Origin of the sequence: Aquincola agrisoli (genome assembly GCF_036621135.1) — a bacterium.
GTDB lineage: Bacteria > Pseudomonadota > Gammaproteobacteria > Burkholderiales > Burkholderiaceae_C > Aquincola > Aquincola agrisoli.
Map to the genome: position 1 here is coordinate 137,777 of NZ_JAZIBG010000056.1, position 22,770 is coordinate 160,546.

Annotated in this window: 18 protein-coding genes; 16 read left to right on the top strand and 2 right to left on the bottom strand. The window is 72.6% G+C overall.

The window, feature by feature from the left end:
• Window positions 1-56: 56 nt before the first annotated feature.
• The 7 genes from V4F39_RS25770 to V4F39_RS25800 all read left to right on the top strand — a co-directional run bounded on the left by V4F39_RS25770 (window position 57) and on the right by V4F39_RS25800 (window position 11,465).
• A complete protein-coding gene (locus V4F39_RS25770) occupies window positions 57-1,250 on the top strand; it encodes a PilT/PilU family type 4a pilus ATPase (RefSeq protein ID WP_332293106.1) in 1,194 nt (397 codons plus the stop codon).
• Window positions 1,250-2,395, top strand: a complete 1,146-nt coding sequence (gene dapE, locus V4F39_RS25775; RefSeq protein ID WP_332293107.1) for a succinyl-diaminopimelate desuccinylase — start codon at window positions 1,250-1,252, stop codon at window positions 2,393-2,395. The genes V4F39_RS25770 and dapE overlap by 1 nt, the downstream gene beginning before the upstream one ends.
• Window positions 2,392-3,279, top strand: a complete 888-nt coding sequence (prmB, locus tag V4F39_RS25780) for a 50S ribosomal protein L3 N(5)-glutamine methyltransferase (protein WP_332293108.1) — start codon at window positions 2,392-2,394, stop codon at window positions 3,277-3,279. The genes dapE and prmB overlap by 4 nt, the downstream gene beginning before the upstream one ends.
• Before the next feature lie 147 nt (window positions 3,280-3,426).
• On the top strand, window positions 3,427-8,349 hold the full coding sequence (locus tag V4F39_RS25785; protein WP_332293109.1) for a YCF48-related protein: 4,923 nt from the start codon (window positions 3,427-3,429) through the stop codon (window positions 8,347-8,349).
• 73 nt (window positions 8,350-8,422) lie between these two features.
• On the top strand, window positions 8,423-10,438 hold the full coding sequence (locus tag V4F39_RS25790; RefSeq protein WP_332293110.1) for an ABC-F family ATP-binding cassette domain-containing protein: 2,016 nt from the start codon (window positions 8,423-8,425) through the stop codon (window positions 10,436-10,438).
• Between the two features lie 78 nt (window positions 10,439-10,516).
• Window positions 10,517-10,999: a MarR family winged helix-turn-helix transcriptional regulator gene (locus V4F39_RS25795; RefSeq protein ID WP_332293111.1), complete on the top strand. Its 483-nt coding sequence runs from the start codon at window positions 10,517-10,519 to the stop codon at window positions 10,997-10,999.
• A gap of 31 nt (window positions 11,000-11,030) precedes the next feature.
• Window positions 11,031-11,465 carry an organic hydroperoxide resistance protein gene (locus tag V4F39_RS25800; RefSeq protein ID WP_332293112.1) on the top strand — a complete coding sequence of 145 codons (435 nt, stop codon included), beginning with the start codon at window positions 11,031-11,033 and terminating at the stop codon, window positions 11,463-11,465.
• A gap of 21 nt (window positions 11,466-11,486) precedes the next feature.
• On the opposite strand, the gene V4F39_RS25805 is transcribed toward V4F39_RS25800, so the two are convergent.
• Complete coding sequence (locus V4F39_RS25805) at window positions 11,487-12,446, bottom strand: asparaginase (RefSeq protein ID WP_332293113.1); 960 nt, start codon at window positions 12,444-12,446, stop codon at window positions 11,487-11,489.
• 54 nt (window positions 12,447-12,500) lie between these two features.
• Here V4F39_RS25805 and lexA point away from each other — a divergent pair, with 54 nt between their 5' ends.
• From lexA to V4F39_RS25845, 8 genes are all read left to right on the top strand, one after another.
• Window positions 12,501-13,184 (top strand): transcriptional repressor LexA, encoded by a 684-nt coding sequence (lexA, locus tag V4F39_RS25810; protein ID WP_332293114.1) that lies wholly within the window; start codon window positions 12,501-12,503, stop codon window positions 13,182-13,184.
• Between the two features lie 11 nt (window positions 13,185-13,195).
• Entirely contained in the window at window positions 13,196-13,513 is a 318-nt protein-coding gene (locus tag V4F39_RS25815) for a helix-hairpin-helix domain-containing protein (protein WP_332293115.1), read from the top strand.
• Window positions 13,514-13,643: 130 nt separating this feature from the next.
• Window positions 13,644-14,066 carry a hypothetical protein gene (locus V4F39_RS25820; RefSeq protein ID WP_332293116.1) on the top strand — a complete coding sequence of 141 codons (423 nt, stop codon included), beginning with the start codon at window positions 13,644-13,646 and terminating at the stop codon, window positions 14,064-14,066.
• A complete protein-coding gene (locus V4F39_RS25825) occupies window positions 14,063-14,464 on the top strand; it encodes a hypothetical protein (RefSeq protein ID WP_332293117.1) in 402 nt (133 codons plus the stop codon). The genes V4F39_RS25820 and V4F39_RS25825 overlap by 4 nt, the downstream gene beginning before the upstream one ends.
• A gap of 36 nt (window positions 14,465-14,500) precedes the next feature.
• Window positions 14,501-15,508, top strand: a complete 1,008-nt coding sequence (locus V4F39_RS25830; protein WP_332293118.1) for a D-2-hydroxyacid dehydrogenase family protein — start codon at window positions 14,501-14,503, stop codon at window positions 15,506-15,508.
• Window positions 15,505-16,704, top strand: coding sequence for an MFS transporter (locus V4F39_RS25835; protein ID WP_332293119.1), 1,200 nt, complete (start codon window positions 15,505-15,507; stop codon window positions 16,702-16,704). The genes V4F39_RS25830 and V4F39_RS25835 overlap by 4 nt, the downstream gene beginning before the upstream one ends.
• Window positions 16,697-17,296, top strand: a complete 600-nt coding sequence (locus tag V4F39_RS25840) for a chromate transporter (RefSeq protein ID WP_332293120.1) — start codon at window positions 16,697-16,699, stop codon at window positions 17,294-17,296. The genes V4F39_RS25835 and V4F39_RS25840 overlap by 8 nt, the downstream gene beginning before the upstream one ends.
• Window positions 17,293-17,847, top strand: a complete 555-nt coding sequence (locus V4F39_RS25845) for a chromate transporter (RefSeq protein WP_332293121.1) — start codon at window positions 17,293-17,295, stop codon at window positions 17,845-17,847. The genes V4F39_RS25840 and V4F39_RS25845 overlap by 4 nt, the downstream gene beginning before the upstream one ends.
• Before the next feature lie 18 nt (window positions 17,848-17,865).
• Here the strand turns inward: V4F39_RS25845 and purL are convergent, their stop codons facing one another.
• Window positions 17,866-21,870 carry a phosphoribosylformylglycinamidine synthase gene (purL, locus tag V4F39_RS25850; RefSeq protein WP_332293122.1) on the bottom strand — a complete coding sequence of 1,335 codons (4,005 nt, stop codon included), beginning with the start codon at window positions 21,868-21,870 and terminating at the stop codon, window positions 17,866-17,868.
• Window positions 21,871-21,948: 78 nt separating this feature from the next.
• Here purL and map point away from each other — a divergent pair, with 78 nt between their 5' ends.
• On the top strand, window positions 21,949-22,770 hold the full coding sequence (gene map / locus V4F39_RS25855) for a type I methionyl aminopeptidase (RefSeq protein ID WP_332293123.1): 822 nt from the start codon (window positions 21,949-21,951) through the stop codon (window positions 22,768-22,770).

The window sequence follows — 22,770 nt, forward strand, 5'->3', positions numbered from 1 at the left end:
GCTCCCTCCCGCAGCGCCTGCGGCGCTCCCCCCGGGGGGGCCGGCCGGCCCACCCCATGAGCGGCGGCAACCTCGAACGTGTGCTGCGGCTGATGGCCGAGCGCTCGGCCTCGGACGTCTACCTCTCGGCCAAGACGCCGATCCTCATCAAGATCAACGGGCAGATGATGCAGCTGTCCGACCAGCCGCTCACGCCGGCGCAGCCGCGCCAGCTGCTGGCCGAGATGCTGTCGGAGGCCGACCTGGCCGAGCTGGACGAATCCGGCGAGCTCAACATGGCGGTCGGCGTGGCCGGCGTGGGCAGCTTCCGGCTGTCGGCGTTCAAGCAGCGCGGCTCGGTGGCGGCGGTGTTCCGCTGCATCCCGTTCAACATCCCGGCGATCGACACGCTCGGCGTGCCGGACGTGCTGTCGCAGATGGTGCTCGACAAGCGCGGCCTGATCCTGATGGTCGGAGCCACCGGCAGCGGCAAGAGCACCACGCTGGCGGCCATGCTGGAGCACCGCAACCAGCGCATGACCGGCCACATCCTCACGATCGAGGATCCGATCGAGTTCCTGTTCAACAACAAGAAGTCGGTCGTCAACCAGCGCGAGATCGGGCGCGACACGCAGAGCCTGCAGGTCGCGCTGCGCAATGCCTTGCGCCAGGCGCCCGACTGCATCCTGATCGGCGAGATCCGCGACCGCGAGACGATGTCGCTGGCGCTGTCCTATTCGCTGTCGGGCCACTTGGTGCTGGCCACGCTGCACGCCAACAACAGCTACCACGCGCTCGGCCGCATCCTGTCGATGTACACGCCCGAGTCGCGCGACGCGCTGCTGGCCGACCTGGCGGCCGGGCTGCGCGGCATCGTCTCGCAGCGGCTGCTGCGCGCGACCACCGGCGGCCGCGTGCCGGCGATCGAGGTGATGGTCAACACGCAGCTCGTCTCCGAGTTGATCGAGAAGGGCGACATGCACGGCGTCAAGGAGGCGATGGAGAAGTCGCTCGCCGAAGGCTCGCAGACCTTCGAGCAAGACCTTGCCCGCCTGATCGGCGCCGGCACCGTCACGCGCGACGAGGCCCTGGCCAACGCCGATTCGGCCACCAACCTGCTGTGGCGGCTGCAGAACAGCACCGCCCAGGCCGCGCGTCCGGTGGCCAAGCCCGAGGACGACGCCAACGCCGTCTTCACCGAGCTGACCATCGACGTGCCGCCCGTCGCGGCGCCTGCCGCCACCGGCCTGCCCCCCCTGCCCCGCACCTGATGACCGCTGCCCTGCACCTGGCCGAGGCGCTGATCGCCCGGCCCTCGACCACGCCCGACGACGCCGGCTGCCAGGCCCTGGTCGCCACCCGCCTCGCCGCCCTCGGCTTCGAGTGCGAAACCATCGAGAGCGGCCCCGACGACTTCCGCGTCGTCAACCTCTGGGCCCGGCGCCGCGGCCCCCGGCCGGGGCCGTGCTTCGTCTTCGCCGGCCACACCGACGTCGTGCCGACCGGCCCGCTCGCGCAGTGGACGAGCGACCCCTTCACGCCCACGCACCGCGACGGCAAGCTCTACGGCCGCGGCGCGGCCGACATGAAGAGCTCGATCGCCGCGATGGTCGTGGCCGCCGAGGAGTTCGTCGCCGCGCACCCCGCGCACGCCGGCACCATCGGCTTCCTGCTGACGAGCGACGAGGAAGGCCCGGCGCTCGACGGCACGGTCAAGGTCGTCGACCTGCTGGCCGCGCGCGGCGAGCGCCTCGACATGTGCGTGGTCGGCGAACCCACCTGCGTCGACACCCTGGGCGACATGGTCAAGAACGGCCGGCGCGGCTCGCTGTCGGGCCGGCTGCGTGTCGTCGGCATCCAGGGCCACATCGCCTACCCGCAGCTCGCGCGCAACCCGGTGCACCAGTTCGCGCCCGCACTGGCCGAGCTGGCCGCCGTCGAATGGGATCGCGGGAACGACTACTTCCCGCCCACCAGCTGGCAGGTCTCGAACATCCACGCCGGCACCGGTGCGGGCAACGTGATCCCCGGCGAGGTGGTGGTGGACTTCAACTTCCGTTTCTGCACCGAATCGACGCCGGACACGCTGAAGGCCCGCGTGGCGGACGTGCTGGACCGCCACGGCCTCGAGTACACGATCGACTGGACGCTCGGCGGCGAGCCCTTCCTCACGCCGGTCGGCACGCTCACCGAGGCGCTGGGCGCGGCCATCCATGACGAGACCGGCGTCGTCGCCGCGCTCTCCACCACTGGCGGCACCTCGGACGGCCGCTTCATCGCCAAGCATTGCCCGCAGGTGATGGAGTTCGGGCCCTGCAACGCAAGCATCCACAAGATCGACGAGCACGTGGCGGCGGCCGACGTCGAGCGGCTGAAGAACATCTACCGCCGCCTGCTCGAGAAGCTGCTGCCGTGAGCGACGCCCTCCCGACCCCGGCCACGGTGCTGCAGGCCATCGAGGCCGCCGCTGCGCGCCTGGACGCGGCCGGCGTGTCGTTCGGCCACGGCACGGCCAACGCCTTCGACGAAGCCGCCTGGCTGGTGCTGTGGCGCCTCGGGCTGCCGCTGGACGACCTCGACGGCGCCGCCGGGCAGGCACTGCAGCCGCAGCAGGCCGCGGCGATCGACGCGCTGGTGGCCGAGCGCATCGCCAGCCGCCGGCCCGCCGCCTACCTGACGCGGGAGGCCTGGCTGCAGGGCGTGCCGTTCTACGTCGACGACCGCGCCATCGTGCCGCGCTCGCTGATCGCCGAGCCGCTGGCGGAGGGCACGCTCGACGCCTGGCTCAGCGACGCCACCACGCGCGTGCTCGACCTGTGCACCGGCAACGGCAGCCTGGCGGTGCTCGCGGCGATGGCCTGGCCCGACGTGCAGGTCACCGCCGCCGACATCAGCGCCGACGCGCTGGCCGTGGCGCGCATCAACGTCGACCGCCACGGGCTGCAGGACCGCATCACCCTGGTCGAGAGCGACGGGCTGGCTGCGCTGCCCGGCCCCTACGACCTCGTGCTGTGCAACCCGCCCTATGTCAACAGCGCGTCGATGGCCGCGCTGCCGGCCGAGTACCGCGCCGAGCCCGCGCTGGCGCTGGCCGGCGGCGAGGACGGCATGGACTTCGTGCGCCACCTGCTGGCCGGGCTGCCGCAGCGGCTGTCGCCGCACGGCGTGCTGGTGCTGGAGATCGGCCACGAGCGCGCACATTTCGAAGCCGCGTTCCCGGACCTCGACGTCGTCTGGCTGTCCACCAGCGCCGGCGACGACCAGGTGCTGCTGATCGAAGCCGGCGCCCTGCCGCGCTGACGCACCGCCCGCAACGACCCTAGGGGTGGTCGGCCGCCGCCAACGGCCAACAATGGTCGGAGCGCCCACGCCGCCCCGATGTCTGAAAGCCCACCCGCCCGATCCGCCCCGCCCCCGGGCCCCTCGGGCGGTGGGCCGTCGGAGTCGGTGAAGACCGCCCGCCCGGCCGATCCGGGCAGCCCGGAACCGCCGCCGCGGCGTGCCACCGGCGGCAGCCCGGCGCGCCGGCCCTGGCCGCGCTGGCGATACCGCGCCGCCTTGGCCGGCGTGGTGCTGCTGCTGGCGGTCGCGACCCTGGCGGCGCTGCGGCAGCCCGCGCACCCCGATGCGCTGCGGGCGCTGGACCCCTGGGACGTGCACCGCGCCGCATGGTGGCTGCACCCGCTGGAGCGCAACACCTTCCGCCGCGACGTGGTGCGCGGCGACCTGCTCGCGCTCGCCGCGGCCCCCGAGGACGGCCGGCTGATGTGGGCCGTCGGCACTAGCGGCCTGGTGCTGCACAGCCGCGACGGGGGCCGCTCCTGGACCCAGCAGCGCCCCGCCCCGGTGCCGGCCGTGCGCGCCGCGCGGGCGGGAGGCGGGTGGCCGCTGGCGCAGGCGGCCGAACCCCCCTCGAAGGGCGCGCCGCCGCAGCTGCAGAACAACCCCTCGTGGACACCGCAGCAGCAGCAACAGCAACAGGAGCAGCAGCCTCCACCATCACAGCAACAGCAACAGCAACAGCAACAACAACAGCAACAGCAGCAACCCACCGACCTGCAGCCCCAGCGCCAGCCCGACCCGCCTGACAAGGTGCAGGTCGATGCCGACACGCCGTCCGCCGCGCCCCCGCCGCAGGCCAACACCCGCCCGCGCCCCGAGCCGTCCGCCCCGCCGTCCTCCACCCGCCCCGCCGCCGCGCCGGCGGCCAGCGCGCCCGACGCCGAGGGGCTGCGCGCCCGGGCCGAGGGCACCGCGGCGCTGCTGGCCGTGCAGTTCGTCAACACGAGCCAGGGCTGGGCCGTCGGCGAGTGGGGCAGCATCCTGGCCACGAGCGACGGCGGCGCCACCTGGGCGCCGCAAGCCAGCGGCACCGACCGGCACCTGCGGGCGGTGGCGTTCGCCGCCGACGGGCGCATCGGCTGGGCCGCCGGCGACGAGGGCACGCTGCTGCGGACCGACGACGGCGGCGGCACGTGGCAGGCGCAGTCCCGGCCCACCACCTTCGACCTGCACGCGCTGCACATCACGCCCGACGGCAGCACGCTCTGGATGGCCGGCGACGGCAGCACCCTGCTGCGCCGGCCCGGCCCCGAACTGCCCAGCGGCGGACCCCGGCTCGACCTGCGGGCGCTGCGCATGGCGCGCAGCGGCATCGAGGGCGTGGCGGTCGGGCTCGACGGTGCGGTGCTCCACACGCAGGACGGCGGGCGCACCTGGACGCCGGGCCGGTCGGACACCCGGGCCGGCCTGCACGGCGTCGTGCTGTCGGCCGACGACCCGCGCAAGGCCTGGGCCGCGGGCGACGGCACCGTGCTGGCCAGCACCGACGGCGGTGCCACCTGGCACGCCCAGCCCGCCGGGACGCAGGCGCAGTTGCGGGGGCTGCAGGTCGACGCCGCGGGGGCCCAGGCCGTCGCCGTCGGCCAGCTCGGCACGGTCCTGGCCACGGCCGACGGCGGCCGCCAGTGGCGGCTGCTGACGGCCGGCATCGCCAGCCGGCTGACGAGCGTGGCGTTCGATGCCGCCGGCCGGCGCGGCCTCATCGTCGCGGGCGATGGCACGGTGCTCGGCAGCGACGATGCCGGGCAGACCTGGTCGGTGCGGCACCGAGGCGGGCCGGGCCTGGCCCGGGCCGTGCTCGCCGCCGACGGGCAGCCCGCCTGGGCAGCCTCGCACCAGGGGCAGGTGCTGCGCAGCCTCGACGAAGGGCGGAGCTGGCAAGGCGCCGGGCCGGCGGCCGGCGGCCCGCTGCACGACCTGCAGTTCCTGGCCGACGGCCAGCGCGGCTGGGCCGCCGGCGACGACCGCATCGTGGCGAGCCGCGATGGTGGCACAAGCTGGGAGGCCCAGGCCGTTGCAGCCGCGCCCGCATCCGCAGGCCCCCGGCGCCTGCTCGGCCTGCGCATGCACGCCGACGGCCTCGCCGGCTGGGCCGTGGGCGAAGGCGGCACGGTGCTCGCCACCCGCGACGGCAGCAGTTGGACCGCGCAGCCCGCCGGCACCCCGCGCACGCTGCGGGCGGTCGACCTGGACATCGCCGGCAACCGGGTGCTCGTCGCCGGCGACGACGGCCTGCTGCTGGCCGGCAGCCTCGCCGGCACCGCCTGGCGCCCCCTCGACGGCGGCACGCGCGCCCACCTGCACGCCCTGCGCATCGCCGGCAACAGCGGCAACGCGTGGGTGGCCGGCGCCGACGGCACGCTGCGCGTGACCCGCGACGGCACGCGCTGGAGCGCCGTCGAGACGGGAACCCGGGCCCAGCTGTGGAGCCTGCACCTGCACCCCGCCGGCCAGCGCGGCTGGGCCGTCGGGGACGGCGCCACGGTGCTGTCCATCGACACCGCCGCGGGGACCGCCCGGGCGATCGCCCCCTACAGCCGGCACCTGCCACCCTGGTACTTCGCGGTGCTTGCCGCCAGCGTGCTGGCACTGGCGGGGCTGCTCGGACTGGTGCCGGTGCACGGCGCCGAGGCCGCCACGCAGGAGGACGGCACCGATGCCGCGCCGGGCGCCGCCACCACGCTGCAGGCCGACCAGCCGGTGCTCGACAAGGCGCTCGACCGGCTCGGCCACCGGCCGGTGGTGGAGGCGCTGTCCTCCTTCCTGCGCAATGCCGCCACCCAGCCGCGGCTGACGATCGCGATCAGCGGGGATTGGGGCTCCGGCAAGAGCTCGGTGATGCGGATGCTGCAGACCGACCTGCAGCGTGCCGGCTTCCGCACCGCGTGGTTCAACGCATGGCACCACCAGCAGGAGGGCCGGCCGCTGACGGCGCTGTTCAACGTCGTGCGCCGGCAGGCCGTGCCGCAGGGCTGGCGGCAGGCCGGCGCGGCGCTGAAGGTGCGCTCCCAGCTGATCTGGGGACGGGGGTTGTTCTACAAGCTCGTCTCGATCGGCGTCGCGCTCGGCATCTGCGTGCTGCTGGGCGATTTCTTCGGGGCGGGCGGCGACGCCAGCACGCCCTGGCAACGGCTGCGCGCGAACTTCGCCCACTACGTGCTGCAGGAGAAGCCGAGCGCGATCAGCCGCAACAGCCTGGCCCGGCTCGATCCGCTGCTGCGCAGGGCCGCGCAGCCCGCCGACCGCGCCGGCTCCGATGCGCCCGCCGGCCCCGCCGCCGAGACGGCGCAGGCCACGACGCCGAAGGACACCGCCGCGCTGGCCGCCCTGTGCGCCGACCGCGCGGCCGTCGCCGCGCTGCGCAACGCGGAACCGGTGCGGGCCGAGGTGTTCTGCGAGCTGGCCACGCGGCTGGTGTGGGACGAGGGCGGCAGCACCGATCGCTGCCGCGTGCAGCCCGGCCCGGGCCAGCAAGCCGGTGCCCGCTGCGTGTTCCGCTCCGGCGCCGACCTGATCGCGACGATCGAAAGCGGCAGCGGCCTGAACAAGCCGCTCGCCCCGAGCGAGCGCAAGGCCATCCTCGCGGCGGCCGAGACGCTGCCGCCCCCGCCGCTGTTCCGCTGGTTCGAAAGCTCCCTGCTCGGCGGTGCCGCCGGCTTCATGCTGCTGCTGTTCACCAAGGGGATCTCGGTCTACGGGCTGCAGCTCACCGCGCCGCTGCGTGCGCTGATGGGCCGCGCCGCCGGGCCGCCCGACGACGGCAAGGAGGCGGCCGGGGCGGTGGAACGCTACCGCGCCGAATTCGGCCTGCTGTGCGAGGCCCTCGACCGGCGGCTGGTGATCTTCATCGACGACCTGGACCGCTGCACGCCGGAAACCGTCAACGGCGTGCTCGAGCTGACCAACTACCTGGTCGACGTCGGCCCCTGCTTCGTCGTCGTCGGCGCCGCGATGGACCGGGTGATGAAGTGCGTGCGCTCGCCGGTCAAGGAGGAGGACGCCGATGGGCGTTATGCCGCGGAGTACCTCAAGAAGCTCGTGCACATCGAGCTGCCGGTCCCGCGCGAGCGGGCGGCGCTGGACCGGCTGGTCGCGCCGCAGCCGGGGGCGGTGCGCTCGCAGGAGGCGATCGACCGGCTGGCGCGGCGCGCGGCCCGCCTCGGGCTGGCCGTGGCCGTGCTGGCCGCGCTCGGCGGCGCGGCGGGGCTCGGCCAGATGCTCCACGAGAGCGGAAAAGGCCGGCCGAGCCGGGTCGACGCCGCGCTGCCGGCAGCGTCTCTGCCTGCCGGTGCCGCCGGCCCCCTCGCCGCACGCCCGCCCGAGGCGGCCGCCGCCGATGCACGGCCCGGCGCGGCCTCGCCGGGGGCGGTGGACACGGCGCGCTCGACCGATGCCGGGCTGGCGCCGCCCGCGCCCTCCGGCGTGTCGCCCTGGCCCTGGCTGGCCGGCCTCGGCATCGTGGCCCTCGCGGTGGCATGGCGGCGCGCGCAGCGCTACCGCGACGAGATCCGCGTCGCGCTCGGCGGCAGCATCCGCGAGACCGACTCGTCGCGCTTCCTCGACGCGCTGCAGCTGTGGAACCCGGTGGTGACCTCGCACGACGCCACGCCGAGGCAGGTCAAGCGCTTCTTCAACCGCGCCCGCCTGTTCGCCGCCTGCGAGCGCATCGAGCCGCGCCCGGCGGGCACCGCGCCGATCGACGAGGCGATGCTCGTCGCGCTGGCGGCCACGCACCACGTCGCGCCCGCGGCGCTGGAAGACCTGGCGCTGGTGCTGGACAGGCAGGAGGCGCACGGCGCGCAGGACGGCCTGCGCACCTGGATCGCCGAGGCCTCCGCCGCGCCGATCGAGGATCCGGACGACCCGCAGGCGCCCGTGCACCGGCTGCCGGCCGACATCGTCCGAAGCCACGCCTTCAAGACGCTGATGCGCCGCTGGCACGTGCATGTCGGGCGCCTGGGCGACCGGCTCACCGCCGCCGACGTACAGCGCTTCAACGCCCGCGTCGCCGGCATCCAGGTGCGCTGACGACAGGGGCGACAATCGACGCTTTGGCGATCGGGGCACCCCGCGCCACCGCCTGCTCCCCTGCCTGTCCCCGATGATCACCCTCCGCAACCTCACCCTGCGCCGCGGCACCAAGGTCGTGCTGGCCGACGCCAACGTCACGCTCAATCCCGGCGAGAAGATCGGCCTGGTCGGCCGCAACGGCGCCGGCAAGTCGAGCCTGTTCGCGCTGCTCACGCACCGCCTGCAGGCCGACGCCGGCGATGCCGAGATCCCGGCGCGCTGGCGCGTCGGCGAAGTGGCGCAGCACATGCCCGAGACCGGCGACGGCGCCACCGACTTCGTGCTGCAGGGCGACATCCCGCTGATGGAAGCCCAGGCCGCCCTGGCCGAGGCCGAGGCCGCCGAGGACGGCCACGCGATCGCCGAGGCGCATGTGCACATCGAGGAAGCCGGCGGCTTCGATGCCCGCGCGCGCGCGCAGTCGCTGCTGCTGGGCCTGGGCTTCGCGGTCGCGCAGCTCGACGCCCCGGTCAACAGCTTCTCGGGCGGCTGGCGCATGCGGCTGCAGTTGGCGCGGGCGCTGATGTGCCCCGCCGACCTGCTGCTGCTGGACGAGCCCACGAACCACCTGGACCTGGACGCGCTGGTGTGGCTCGAAGGCTGGCTGCAGCGCTTCACCGGCACGATGCTCGTGATCAGCCATGACCGCGAGTTCCTCGACGCCATCACCAAGGTGACGCTGCACCTCGACGACGCCAAGCTCACGCGCTACGGCGGCAACTACACCACCTTCGAGGAGATGCGCGCCGAGCGCATGAGCCAGCAGGCCTCGGCCTACGTCAAGCAGCAGGAGCGCATCGCGCACCTGCAGAAGTTCATCGACCGCTTCAAGGCCAAGGCCTCCAAGGCCAAGCAGGCGCAGAGCCGCGTGAAGGCGCTGACGCGCATGGAGAAGCTCGCGCCGGTGTTGACTGCCAGCGACTTCAGCTTCGAGTTCCGCGAGCCGCCGAGCCTGCCGAACCCCATGCTCGCGATGCGCGACGTGGTGTGCGGATACCAGAAGGCGAACGAGGACGGCAGCGACAAGCCCATCGTCCACAACGTCACCCGCACGGTGATGGCCGGCCAGCGCATCGGTATCCTGGGGGCCAACGGCCAGGGGAAGTCGACGGTCGTGAAAACCATCGCGCGCGAACATCCGGCATTGGCCGGCACGATCACCGAAGGCAAGGGCCTGTCGATCGGCTACTTCGCCCAGCAGGAGATGGACCTGCTGCACGCCGACGACGCGCCGCTGCAGCACATGGTGCGGCTCGCGCGCACCGTCGGGCCCGAAGGCCGGGAGCAGGAGCTGCGCGATTTCCTCGGCCAGTTCCGCTTCGTCGGCGACATGGTGCAGCAGCCGATCGGCACGCTCTCGGGCGGCGAGAAGGCGCGGCTCGTGCTGGCCAGCCTGGTGTGGCAGCGCCCCAACCTGCTGCTGCTTGACGAACCGACCAACCACCTCGACCTGACCACGCGCGAGGCGCTGTCGATGGCGCTCAACGAGTTCGAGGGCTCGGTGATGCTGGTGAGCCACGACCGCGCGCTGCTGCGCGAGGTGTGCGACGAGTTCTGGCTGGTCACCGGCGGCACGCTGCAGCCGTTCGACGGCGACCTGGACGACTATCAGCGCTGGCTGCTCGATCAAGCGCGTGCGACGCAGCGTGCGGCCAGCGGCAAGGGCGAGAAGCGTGCTGCCGCGGCGGCCGCATCGTCGGCGCCGGCAGCGGCCGTGAAAGCCGCCCCGGCGGCCCCGACGGCGCCCACCCCGGCGTCCGGCGCGCAACGGCGCGACGACCGCAAGGCGCAGGCCCAGGCCCGTGCCCGGCAGGCCGAACGCACCCGGCCGCTGCGCATCGAAGTGGACCGCATCGACGCTCGGATGGCGACGCTGGCCAAGGAACGCGAGCAGTGCGAAGCCGCCCTCGCGCGGGGTGGGCTGCCCGGTGCGGAGATCGCCGAGCTGGGCCGCCGGCTCGCCCACATCGGCGCCGAGGTGGCGATGCTGGAGGAGCGGTGGCTGGAGCTGTCCAGCGAGATCGAGGGCATCCAGGCCGCAGGCTGACGGGACGGGCCGCAAGGCCCTTCCGGCAACGGGTCAATTCAATTGCTCGCAATTGAATTGCGAGCTATATTTACACCCATGCCGACCCGCCCGACGCCCACCACCGCTCCCCAGCCCGACTGGCTGGCGCTCGACCAGCAGCTCTGCTTCGCGCTGTATTCGGCATCGCTGGCGATGACCAAGCTCTACAAGCCGCTGCTCGAGCCGCTGGGCCTCACCTACCCGCAGTACCTCGTGATGCTGGTGCTGTGGGAAGCCGACGGCCCCACGGTCAGTGAACTGGGCCAGCGCCTGTCGCTCGACTCCGGCACGCTGACGCCGCTGCTCAAGCGCCTCGAAGCGCAGCAGCTGGTGAGCCGCCTGCGCGATCCGGCCGACGAACGTCGCGTGCGTGTGCAGCTCACCGCCGCAGGCCGCGCGCTGCGGGCACAGGCCCAGGCCATTCCCCGGGCGGTCGCCTGCGCCAGCGGCTGCGACCTCGACGAACTGGTGTCGCTCACCGGCCGACTGAAGGCACTGCGCGACACCGTGATCACCCAAGCCGAGCGTGCGGCGGCCTGATTCCGCACCCCCCACAGAAAGGCAATCCACCATGGCCATCGAAAAGACCCTCTACACCGCCCACGCCACCTCCACCGGCGGCCGCGACGGCCGCTCCAAGAGCGACGACGGCAAGCTCGAAGTCAAGCTCGCCCCGCCGAAGGAAATGGGCGGCAACGGCGACGGGACGAACCCGGAGCAGCTGTTCGCGGCCGGCTACTCGGCCTGCTTCCTGGGTGCGATGAAGTTCGTCGCGGGCCAGCAGAAGACCACGCTGCCGGCCGATGCCTCGATCACGGCCGACGTCGGCATCGGCCCGCTGGCCGGCGGCAAGGTGGGCTTCGGCATCACCGCGGTGCTCAACATCAGCCTGCCCGGCTGGGAACAGGCCAAGGCCCAGGAACTGGTCGACGCGGCGCACCAGGTGTGCCCGTACTCGAACGCCACCCGCGGCAACATCGACGTGACGCTGAACGTCAGCGTCTGAGTCGGCGGCGCGCGGCGCTCCTCACGGCCGGGCGTCGCCGCCCGGCGTGTCCAGCAGGGCGAGCAGCAGCGCCACCCTCGCCTGCTGAGGCGTGAGCGTGCCGGCGGAAGGCAGGGCGCCGGCCGTGTCGATCACGCCGCCCTCTGCGCAACGGGTGCAGCGCAGCACCCGCACGCCGGCCGCCTGCGCCTCCCGCAGCGCAGCCTCCATCGCGCCATGCAGCGCCCCGTTGCCCGTGCCGGCCGCCACGATGCCCGCCACGCCGGCCGCACGCAGCGCGTCTACCGCACGGCCATCCGTACCGGTCGTGCTGGTCAGGATCTCGACCCATGGCCACCGGCCGGCCGCCTGCGCTACCTTCTGCGCCAACCGCGCGGCCTCGGCGGCACCCGACGCAGGCCAGTTCCGGAACTGCCGCAGCCGGCCCGCTTCGATGCGCGCCAGCGGCCCCGCGTCGCCCGACCCGAAGGCGTCGAGCCGGTAGGGGTGGGTCTTGCGCACCTCCGCCCCCGCGTGCACCGTGCCCGCCAGCACGGCCAACACCCCCTGCACCCCGGGCGTGCCGGCCAGCGTGACAGCATCCAGCAGGTTCTGCGGACCGTCGGCGCCGAGCGCGGTCGCCGGCCGCATCGCCGCCACCATCACCACCGGCTTGGCCGGCGACAGCACGCGCTGCAGGAAGTACGCGCTCTCCTCCAGGGTGTCGGTGCCGTGCGTCACCACCACACCGGCCACCTCCGGCCGCGCCAGGTGGCCGGCGGCCGCGGCGGCCAGCGCGCACCACACGTCGAACCGCATGTCCTTGCTGTCGATCTGCGCGACCTGGGCCGTCTCCAGCGGCCGGCCGGCCAGCGCCGGCACCGCGGCCACGAGCTCGTCGACGCCGAACTGCGCCGCCGTGTAGCCCACGGTGTCGGTGGGCGACGCCGCCGCGCCCGCGATGGTGCCGCCCGTGCCCAGGATCACGATCTTGTTTTGCATTTGCAACGAAGCTGGATAAGATTACAGTGACTGGACGAATCCACAGGATACGCGATGGCCGACCGCCCGAAGCTGACCGAACGTCAGCAGCAGATTTTCGACCTGGTTCGCAGCGCGATCGAGCGTACGGGCGCGCCGCCCACGCGCGCCGAGATCGCCCAGCAACTCGGCTTCCGCTCGGCCAATGCGGCTGAAGAGCACCTGCAGGCGCTGGCACGCAAGGGGGTCATCGAACTGGTGGGCGGCACCTCCCGCGGCATCCGCCTGCCCAGCGCCGCGCTGCGTGCCGTCAACGAAGCGCGCGAGGCCCGCGGCCGCCAGTTCAGCCTGCCGCTGCCCGGCCTGTCGCAGCTCACGTTGCCGCTGATCGGCCGCGTCGCCGCGGGCAGCCCCATCCTCGCGCAGGAACACGTCGACCAGACCTACGTGCTGGAGGCCAGCCTGTTCCCCCGCAAACCCGACTACCTGCTGCGCGTGCGGGGCATGAGCATGCGCGATGCCGGCATCCTCGATGGCGACCTGCTCGCGGTGCAGAAGGCCAGCGAGGCCCGCAACGGGCAGATCGTGGTCGCACGGCTGGGGGACGACGTCACCGTCAAGCGCTTCGAGCGCAGCGGCAGCGGCATCCGCCTGCTGCCGGAGAACCCTGAGTTCGAGCCGATCGTTGTCTCCCCGGCCGACAGCTTCTCGCTGGAAGGCCTGGCGGTCGGCCTCGTGCGCAACTCGATGCTGATGTAGGCGGCAACACGATGCGGCGCACCCTGGTCAAGTCGCCCAAGGCCGTCGACGCCGGTGCCTGCACGGCGCTGGAGCAGCTGCCCAACGTCGGCCCCGCGCTGGCGGCCGGCCTGCGGCAGATCGGCATCCAGCACCCACGCGACCTGCTCGGCCGCGACGCCTTCGTCCTCTACCAGGCGCTGTGCGCCGCCACCGGCAAGCGGCAGGACCCGTGCGTGCTGGACACCTTCATGGCGGTGACCGATTTCATGGGCGGTGCCGCGGCCGCGCCGTGGTGGGCCTACACCCCGCAGCGCAAGCGGTTGTACGGCCAGGTCGAGCGCGGCTGAGGCGGTCCGCCGCCCCACGGGGCAGCGGCCAACAAGCACGGTTACGGGCGCCTTATCGGCGCTTCGCACCGCGGAAGCGGCGCAAAGAATGGCTTTATTCACGAAGCCACGCGCCGATATCCCGCAGACCATGCTCAACGCCTTCCTGTTCCAAGTACGACGCCTGCGGGTGAGCGGCAGCGCGCGGGTCGAGGTCTGCCCGCCTGCGGTGCTGTCGTCGGTCGATCCGCTGTGGTCCCGGCTGCTGCGCTGGCTGTCGGCGCCGGCGCCATGGCAAACGGACGTGGTGCCCGCCGCATCGCGCCGGCTGCAGCGCACCCGTGACGATTTCGTCGCCTGCCTGAAGGACATCGAGACGCCGCAGGCCGGCCTGCTGGCCGACCGCGTGCGCACCGCCCGCTCGCCACGGGAGCTCTGGCACCTGCGCTCGGCGGTGTTCCAGCTGGTCTCGCTGCACCACAGCCAGCGCGAGGCGTTGCACCGCATGGAACGGCTGAACCGCCACTTCCCGACCCGCGCCCCGAAATCCGGCTTCGGCGCGCTCGACGCATGAACCCGGTGCCGCTCGTGCCCGCGATCGACCGCCCTCCGGCACGCCGGCCCGCCGCACCGGGCGAGCCGCGCAACTACACCGTCTCGGGCGGCATGCGCAACATCGCGCCGACCGCCCAGCTGGCGCGCATCGCCGCCCGCCGTGCCTTCGTCGAGACCAAGCAGGCGTTCATGCAGGTGCTCGCCACGACCGACGCCAGCGCACCCGGCGTGGACTGGCTGCGCAAGCAGGTGCGCAGCGCGCAGACGCCCGAGGACCTGTGGCTGCTGCGCTCGGCGGTGTTCGAGGTGCTGCGCCACGACGCCCTCAACGGCGCGCGCCTGCGCGAATCGCTGCGGCGCAGCCTGGACGGCGTTTTCCCCGGCACGTACTTCGCGAGCGGCTTCTCCACGCTCTGAAGCGGCCGGCGTGGCCGAGGCACAATGCCGGGCCACATGAACATCATCATCCTCGACGATTACCAGGATGCGGTGCGCAAGCTCAAGTGCGCATCGCTGCTCGAGCCGCTGAATGCCAAGGTGTTCACCAACACGGTCAAGGGCATCGGACAACTCTCGGTGCGCCTGCGCGACGCCGACGTACTGGTGCTGATCCGTGAACGCACCGCGTTCCCCCGGCAACTGCTGGAAAAACTCCCCAAACTCAAGCTGATCTCCCAGACCGGCAAGGTCGGTTCGCACATCGACGTCGAGGCCTGCACACGCCTGGGCATCGCGGTGGCCGAGGGGGTGGGCTCGCCCATCGCCCCGGCGGAGCTGACCTGGGCGCTGATCCTGTCTGCGATGCGGCGGCTGCCCCAGTACATCGGCAACCTGAAGCACGGCGCCTGGCAGCAGTCGGGGCTCAAGGCCGCCGGCATGCCGCCCAACTTCGGCGTTGGGCAGGTGTTGCGCGGCAAGACGCTCGGCATCTGGGGCTACGGCCGCATCGGCCAGCTGCTGGCCGGCTACGGCCGGGCCTTCGGCATGGACGTCATCGTCTGGGGTCGCCAGCCTTCGCTCGACCGGGCGCGCGCCGACGGCCTGGCCACCGCCGTCTCGAAGGAGGCATTCTTCGAGACCTGCGACGTGCTGACCCTGCAGCTGCGGCTGAACGACGAGACCCGCGGCATCGTGACGCTGGAAGACCTCTCGCGCATGAAGCCGACCTCGCTCTTCGTCAACACCTCTCGGGCCGAGCTGGTGGAGGAGAACGCCCTCGTGTCCGGCCTGAACAAGGGCCGCCCGGGCATGGCCGCAGTCGACGTGTTCGAGAGCGAGCCGATCCTGCAGGGCCATCCGCTGCTGCGGCTGGAGAACGCCGTGTGCACGCCGCACATCGGCTATGTGGAGCAGGACAGCTACGAGCTGTACTTCGGTGCCGCGTTCCAGAACGTGGTCAATTTCGTCAACCAGCAGCCCACCAACCTGCTCAACCCCGAAGCGCTGAAGGTGCACCGGTGAACGCCGCGCCGGCTGCCGGCGCCGAGCCTGCCGCCGCGCTGCGCTGGTCCCTGCTCTTCGGCAACTTCGCCATCGGCTGCGGCGTGATGGTGACGGCCGGGTCGCTCAACGACCTGACCCGCTCGCTGCAGGTGAGCGTGGCGGTCGGCGGCCAGCTGATCACGATCGCCGCCGTGGTGATGGCGCTGGGCGCCCCGCTGCTGGCGGCCGTGGTCGGCGGCTGGGACCGCCGCCGGCTGTTGACGCTGTCGCTGGCCTGGTATGCGCTCGGGCACGGGCTGTCGGCACTGATGCCCAGCTATGCGTCGCTCATCCTCGTGCGGGCGGCCTGTGTGCTGGCGGCAGCGGTGTTCACCCCGCAGGCCGCGGCCTCCATCGCCTGGCTCGCCGCGCCGGCGGCGCGGGGCCGCGCCATCACCTTCATCTTCCTCGGCTGGTCGGTCGCCAGCGTGCTGGGCATGCCGCTGCACAGCTTCATCGGCGAGACCTTCGGCTGGCGCTACGCCTTCGGCACCGTGGGCGTGCTCGCCGCCATCGCCGCGGCGTGGGTCTGGCACGAGGTGCCCGACGGCGTGCGCCCGCCGGCCATGAGCCTGCGGTCGTGGCAGGCGGTGTTCTCCCATCCCGCCCTGATGGCGGTGGTGCTGGTGACCGCGCTCGCGGCGGCCGGCCAGTTCACCGTGTTCGCGTACTTCGCGCCCTACTACCGGCAGGTGCTGGGGGCCAGCAGCGCCGAGACGAGCCTGCTCTTCGGCTGGTTCGGCGCGTTCGGCCTGCTGGGCAACCTGCTGCTGTCACGCCATGTCGATCGTTTCGGCGCCTCGCGCGCCGTCGCGCTGGCGGTGGCGCTGATGGCCGTGTCGATGCTGCTGTGGCCGCTGGCGGCCAGCGTGCCCTTGATGGCGCTGGTGATCATGCCCTGGGCGCTCGGCTGCTTCTCCTGCAACTCGGCGCAGCAGGCCCGCCTGGGCCAGGCCGCGCCGGCGTGGGCGCCCGCGCTGATGGCGCTGAACAGCTCCGCGATCTACCTGGGCCAGGCCGTGGGCGCGGCCGGCGGCGGGGCGCTCGTCGCAGCCCACAGCGGCGAGACGGGTGCGGCCGCCTTCGGATCGTTCCACCGCGTCGGCTTTGCCTGGCTCATCGCCGCCCTGGCGCTCAGCGCCTGGGCGTCCCGCCGCCTGCACAGACATGACTGACACCCCCTCCCCCGTGAACGTCGCGGCTCCCGTGCGGCGGCCCGAGCGCCCCGGCGACCTGTTCCGCGCCTTCACGCGCATGAGCCTGATGGGCTTCGGCGGCGTGCTGCCGATCGCGCAGCACGAACTTGTCGAGCGCCTGCAATGGCTGACGCGCGACGAGTTCGTGGAGATGCTCTCGGTCGGCCAGGTGCTGCCCGGGCCCAACGTCGTCAACGTTGCGCTGATGGTCGGCGACCGCTTCTTCGGCTGGCGGGGCGCCGCCGCGGCGCTCGGCGGCATGCTGGGCGCGCCGCTGCTGCTGGTGATGACGCTGGCGATCCTCTATACCGGCTTCGCCGGCCACCCGCTGGTGGCAGGTGCGCTGCGCGGCATGGGCGCCGTGTCCGCGGGGCTGGTGCTGGCCACCGCGCTGAAACTGCTGCCCACGCTGAAGAAGAACCCGGCCGGCAAGCCCGCCTGCGCCCTGGCCACGCTGCTGACGGTGGCCGCGATCGCCTGGTTGCGCGTGCCGATGGTGTGGGTGATCGCGCTGCTCGGCGGCAGCTCGGTCGGCTACGCGTGGTGGGCGCTCGGGAGGGTGCGGCGATGACCTGGCTCGTCGGACCCCATGCCCTGGGCGCTGCGGAGTGGCTGGGGCTCTTCGGCCACTTCCTGATGCTGTCGATGCTGGCCATCGGCGGCGCCATCGCGACCGCGCCCGAGATCCATCGCTACGTCGTCGGCCAGCACGGCTGGCTGACCGATGCCCAGTTCACCGCCTCGGTCGCGCTCGCCCAGGCAGCACCCGGCCCCAACGTGCTGTTCCTGCCGGTGATCGGTTATGGCGTCGGCGGGCTGGCCGGCGCGGCGGTGGTGCTGGTCGGAAGCCTCATCCCGAGCACGACGCTGGCGCTGCTGGCCACGCGCTGGGGCGCGCAGCGGCGCAGCAGCCGCGGCGTGCGGGCCTTCGTCGCCGGCATGGCGCCCATCACGCTGGGCCTGCTGCTGTCCACCGGCTGGATCCTCACCGAGCCGTCGCGGCAGCATGCCGGCTCGGTGGCGCTGGTGCTCGTCACCGTCGCGGTGATGTGGCGCACGAAGACCAGCCCGATCTGGATGGTCGGGCTGGGCGCCGTCGCCGGCATGCTCGGCTGGGCCTGAGCGGCCCGCGGGGGCCGCTCAGCCCAGCGCGCGCCGTGCGTTGTGGAACATCCTCAGCCACGGGCTGGCCGCGTTCACATCCCCACCGGTCCAGCTCATCTGCACGTTGCGGAACACACGCTCCGGGTGCGGCATCAGCACCGTGAAGCGGCCGTCGGGCGTGGTGACGGACGTGAGGCCCTCGGGGCTGCCGTTCGGGTTGAACGGGTAGGCCTCGGTCGGCTGTCCGGCGGCGTCGACGAAGCGCATCGCACGCTGCACCTTCGCGGCGTCGCCGCGTTGCGAGAAGTCGGCGAAGCCTTCGCCGTGCGCCACCGCGATCGGCAGGCGGCTGCCCGCCATGCCGGTGAAGAAGAGGCTCGGGCTCTGCAGCACCTCGACCTGCGCCACGCGCGCCTCGAACTGCTCGCTCTTGTTGCGGGTGAACTTGGGCCAGGCGTCGGCGCCCGGGATGATGGAGGCCAGCGCCGCCATCATCTGGCAGCCGTTGCACACGCCCAGCGCCAGCGTGTCGCTGCGGCCGAAGAAGGCCGCGAAGGCTTCGGCGAGCTGCGGGTTGAAGAGGATCGAGCGCGCCCAGCCTTCGCCGGCGCCCAGCGTGTCGCCGTAGCTGAAGCCGCCGCAGGCGACGAAGCCCTGGAACTGGTCGAGCCGCGCGCGGCCCGACTGCAGGTCGCTCATGTGCACGTCGTAGGTCTCGAAGCCGGCCAGCGCCATCGCGTAGCTCATCTCGACGTGGCTGTTCACGCCCTGCTCGCGCAGGACCGCCATCTTCGGCTTCGCGCCGCCGACCAGCGGGGCGAGCGAGGTGGGCTCCTCGGCCGGGTCGAAGCTCAGGTGCCATTGCAGACCGGCGTCGTCGGGCCGGCCGGCCGCGGCGTGTTCCGCATCAGCGCAGGCGGGGTTGTCGCGCAGGCGCGCGATGCGCCAGCTCACCTCGTCCCAGGCCTGGTGCAGCGCCTGCAGCGGCGCGCTGAACACGGCCTTGGCGTCGCGCCACACCTCCACCACGCCGCGCGTGTTGGTCTTGCCGATCACGTGGCTGTGGCGGCTGAGACCATGGGTGCGCAGCACCGCCAGCACGGCGTCGCGGTCGGCCGAGGCCACCTGCAGCACCGCGCCCAGTTCCTCGTTGAAGAGGGCCTGCAGCGTCAGCTCGTTGCGGCGTTCGCCGACCTGGCTGGCCCAGTTCTTCGAATCGCCGTACTCGGCGCGGCTGTCGGCGATGCCGTCGCTGTCGGTGACGAGCATGTCGATGTTCAGGCTCACGCCCAGGTGGCCGGCGAAGGCCATCTCGCACACCGCCGCCCACAGGCCGCCGTCGCTGCGGTCGTGGTAGGCCAGCAGCTTGCGGTCGGCGCGCAGCGCGTTCACCGCCGTGACCAGCGCCTTCAACTGCGCCGGATCGTCCACGTCGGGCACGGCGTCACCGAACTGGTCCAGCGTCTGCGCGAGGATCGAGCCGCCCATGCGGCGCCGGCCGGCGCCAAGGTCGATCGCGATCAGCGTGGTGTCGCCTTGCTGCAGTTGCGGCGTCAGGGTGCCGCGCACGTCGTCGAGCGTGACGAAGGCGGTGACCACCAGGCTCACCGGCGCGACGACCTGCTTGTCCGTGCCGCCGTCCTGCCAGCGCGTGCGCATCGACAGCGAATCCTTGCCGACCGGCACCCCGATGCCCAGCGCGGGGCACAGTTCCATGCCGACGGCCTTGACGGTCTCGTACAGCGCGGCGTCCTCGCCGGGCTCCCCGCACGCCGCCATCCAGTTGCAGCTCAGCTTGATGCGCGACAGCTCGATCGGCGCGGCCAGCAGGTTGGTGACGGCCTCCGCCACCGCCATGCGGCCGGAGGCCGGCGCGTCGAGCGCGGCCAGCGGCGTGCGCTCGCCCATCGCCATCGCCTCGCCGCGGAAGCCGGCATAGTCGGCCAGCGTGACGGCGCAGTCGGCCACCGGCACCTGCCACGGGCCGACCATCTGGTCGCGGTGGCTCAGGCCGCCCACGCTGCGGTCGCCGATGGTGATCAGGAAACGCTTGGAAGCCACCGTGGGGTGGCGCAGCACGTCGAACGCGGCCTTCTCGAGCGACACGCCGGTCAGGTCGAGCGCCGGCAGCGCGCGCGCCACGCGCTTCACGTCGCGGTGCATCTTGGGCGGCTTGCCGAGCAGCACGTCCATCGGCATGTCGATCACGCGCTCGCCGCCCGGGCCGTCTTCCAGCAGCAGCTCGCGGTCGGCCGTGGCCACGCCCACCACGGCGAAGGGGCAGCGCTCGCGCGCGGCCATCGCCTCGAAGAGCGGCAGGCCGGCCGGGTCGAGCGCGATCACGTAGCGCTCCTGGCTCTCGTTGCACCACACTTCCTTGGGCGCCAGGCCGGTCTCCTCGAGCGGCACCTTGCGCAGGTCGAAGGTGGCGCCCTGGCCCGCGCCGTCCACCAGCTCGGGGAAGGCGTTGCTGATGCCGCCGGCGCCCACATCGTGGATCGCGACGATGGGGTTCTTGTCGCCAAGGGCCCAGCAGTGGTTGATAACCTCCTGCGCGCGGCGTTGGATCTCCGGGTTGCCGCGCTGCACCGAATCGAAGTCGAGCGCCGCGGTGTTGGTGCCGGCCGCCATCGAGCTGGCGGCGCCGCCGCCCATGCCGATGCGCATGCCGGGGCCGCCGAGCTGGATCAGCAGCGTGCCTGCGCCGAAGGGCAGCTTCTTGGTCTGATCGGCGCGGATCGAACCCAGGCCGCCCGCGATCATGATGGGCTTGTGGTAGCCGCGGCGCAGGCCGTCCACCGTCTGCTCATACACGCGGAAGTAGCCCGCGAGGTTGGGCCGGCCGAACTCGTTGTTGAACGCCGCGCCGCCCAGCGGCCCGTCGACCATGATGTCGAGCGCGCTGGCGATGTGCTCGGGCTTGCCGTAGGGCTGCGCCTCCCAGGGCTCCTGCGTGTCGGGCAGGTGCAGGTTGGAGACGCTGAAGCCGGTGAGGCCCGCCTTGGGCCGCGCGCCGCGGCCGGTGGCGCCCTCGTCGCGGATCTCGCCGCCCGCGCCGGTGGCCGCGCCGGGGAATGGGGAGATTGCCGTCGGGTGGTTGTGCGTCTCCACCTTCATCAGCACGTGCGACAGCTCGGGCCGCGCGGCATACACGGGCGCATTGGTGTAGCCCTGGGGCTGCCAGCGCTCGATGGCCCCCCCTTCCATCACCGCGGCGTTGTCGTTGTAGGCAATCACGGTCGCCTGCGGGCTGGTCTGCTCGGTGTGGCGGATCATCCCGAACATCGACAGCGGCTGGCGCTCGCCGTCGATGGTGAAGTCGGCATTGAAGATCTTGTGGCGGCAGTGTTCGCTGTTGGCCTGCGCGAACATCATCAGCTCGACGTCGCTCGGGTTGCGGGCCAGGCCAGTGAAGGCATCGACGAGGTAGTCGATCTCGTCGTCCGACAGCGCGAGGCCGAACTCGACGTTCGCCTCCTCCAGCGCGGCGCGGCCGCGGCCCAGCACGTCGACGTGGGCCAGGGGCCTGGCGGGCTGTTCGTCGAACAGGTGCGCGGCGGCGGCGCGCTCGAACGCGACGTTCTCCGTCATGCGGTCGTGCAGCAGCAGCGCGGCAGCCTGGAGCTCGGCGTCGGCCAGCGGCTTGCTGCCGCCGAGCAGGCCGGTCTTCAACGTGAGGCGGTACTCGGTGACGCGCTCGACGCGGTGGATGCCCAGGCCGCAGTTGTGCGCGATGTCGGTGGCCTTGCTGGCCCAGGGCGACACGGTGCCCAGGCGCGGCATCACGACGATGACGGGCCCTTCCGCCGGGCCGGCATAGGCGTCGCCATAGGTGAGCAGGGCCGCGAGCTTGCCCTGCGCGGCATCGTCCAGCGGCGCGTCGCTCCATACCCAGTGCACGTGGCGCGCGGCCACGCCGGTGATGCGTGGGCTCACGGCGGCCAGCCGCGCCAGCAGCGCCTGCGCACGGAAAGCCGAGAGGGCGTTGCCGCCCTCGAAATGCAAGAGATGCTTGGATGAAGTAGGAGAAACGGCAGCCATGGGTTTCCGCCTGGGCGGCGGCAGGGGGACTGAGGCGGAGCCTGCGATTCTAGGATGTCGATGGGATAATCCCGACCCATGACGATCACCCTCAAAACCGGCGCCGACATCGACGGCATGCGCGTGGCCGGGCGCCTGGCTTCCGAGGTCCTGGACATGCTCACCCCGCACGTCAAGCCGGGCGTGAGCACCGAGCAGCTCGACAAGCTCGCGCACGACCACATCGTCAACGTGCAGGGCGGCATCCCCGCCCCGCTGAACTACGCGCCGCCGGGCTACACGCCCTACCCGAAGTCGATCTGCACCTCGATCAACCACCAGGTCTGCCACGGCATCCCGAACGACCGGCCGCTGAAGAACGGGGACATCGTCAACATCGACGTCACCGTCATCAAGGACGGCTGGCACGGCGACACCAGCCGCATGTTCATCGTGGGCGAAGGCTCGATCGCCGCCAAGCGCCTGTGCTCGATCACGTTCGACGCCATGTGGAAGGGCATCGCCAAGGTCAAGCCGGGCGCACGCCTGGGCGACATCGGCCACGCGATCCAGACCTTCGCCGAGAACCAGGGCTTCTCGATCGTGCGCGAGTTCTGCGGCCACGGCATCGGCCGCAAGTTCCACGAGGAACCACAGGTGCTGCACTACGGGCGCCCCGGCACGCTGGAAGAACTGCAGCCGGGCATGATCTTCACGATCGAGCCGATGATCAACGCCGGCCGTCGCGAGATCCGCGAGATGGGCGATGGCTGGACCATCGTCACGAAGGACCGCTCGCTGTCCGCCCAGTGGGAGCACACGGTGCTGGTCACCGAGACCGGCTACGAGATCCTCACGGCTTCGGCCGGCACGCCGGCACCGCCGGCCTTCGTCACCGACGCCAGGCCCGTCACGGCCTGA

What these genes read in the sequence shown, in the direction of transcription:
- V4F39_RS25815 (WP_332293115.1), top strand. Translation starts at nt 13,196, where the DNA reads ATGCGGCGCACCCTGGTCAAGTCGCCCAAGGCCGTCGACGCCGGTGCC.
- V4F39_RS25805 (WP_332293113.1), bottom strand. Translation starts at nt 12,446, where the DNA reads ATGCAAAACAAGATCGTGATCCTGGGCACGGGCGGCACCATCGCGGGC.
- dapE (WP_332293107.1), top strand. Translation starts at nt 1,250, where the DNA reads ATGACCGCTGCCCTGCACCTGGCCGAGGCGCTGATCGCCCGGCCCTCG.
- V4F39_RS25830 (WP_332293118.1), top strand. Translation starts at nt 14,501, where the DNA reads ATGAACATCATCATCCTCGACGATTACCAGGATGCGGTGCGCAAGCTC.
- V4F39_RS25825 (WP_332293117.1), top strand. Translation starts at nt 14,063, where the DNA reads ATGAACCCGGTGCCGCTCGTGCCCGCGATCGACCGCCCTCCGGCACGC.
- lexA (WP_332293114.1), top strand. Translation starts at nt 12,501, where the DNA reads ATGGCCGACCGCCCGAAGCTGACCGAACGTCAGCAGCAGATTTTCGAC.
- V4F39_RS25820 (WP_332293116.1), top strand. Translation starts at nt 13,644, where the DNA reads ATGCTCAACGCCTTCCTGTTCCAAGTACGACGCCTGCGGGTGAGCGGC.
- V4F39_RS25800 (WP_332293112.1), top strand. Translation starts at nt 11,031, where the DNA reads ATGGCCATCGAAAAGACCCTCTACACCGCCCACGCCACCTCCACCGGC.
- V4F39_RS25840 (WP_332293120.1), top strand. Translation starts at nt 16,697, where the DNA reads ATGACTGACACCCCCTCCCCCGTGAACGTCGCGGCTCCCGTGCGGCGG.
- V4F39_RS25790 (WP_332293110.1), top strand. Translation starts at nt 8,423, where the DNA reads ATGATCACCCTCCGCAACCTCACCCTGCGCCGCGGCACCAAGGTCGTG.
- purL (WP_332293122.1), bottom strand. Translation starts at nt 21,870, where the DNA reads ATGGCTGCCGTTTCTCCTACTTCATCCAAGCATCTCTTGCATTTCGAG.
- V4F39_RS25795 (WP_332293111.1), top strand. Translation starts at nt 10,517, where the DNA reads ATGCCGACCCGCCCGACGCCCACCACCGCTCCCCAGCCCGACTGGCTG.
- V4F39_RS25770 (WP_332293106.1), top strand. Translation starts at nt 57, where the DNA reads ATGAGCGGCGGCAACCTCGAACGTGTGCTGCGGCTGATGGCCGAGCGC.
- V4F39_RS25845 (WP_332293121.1), top strand. Translation starts at nt 17,293, where the DNA reads ATGACCTGGCTCGTCGGACCCCATGCCCTGGGCGCTGCGGAGTGGCTG.
- map (WP_332293123.1), top strand. Translation starts at nt 21,949, where the DNA reads ATGACGATCACCCTCAAAACCGGCGCCGACATCGACGGCATGCGCGTG.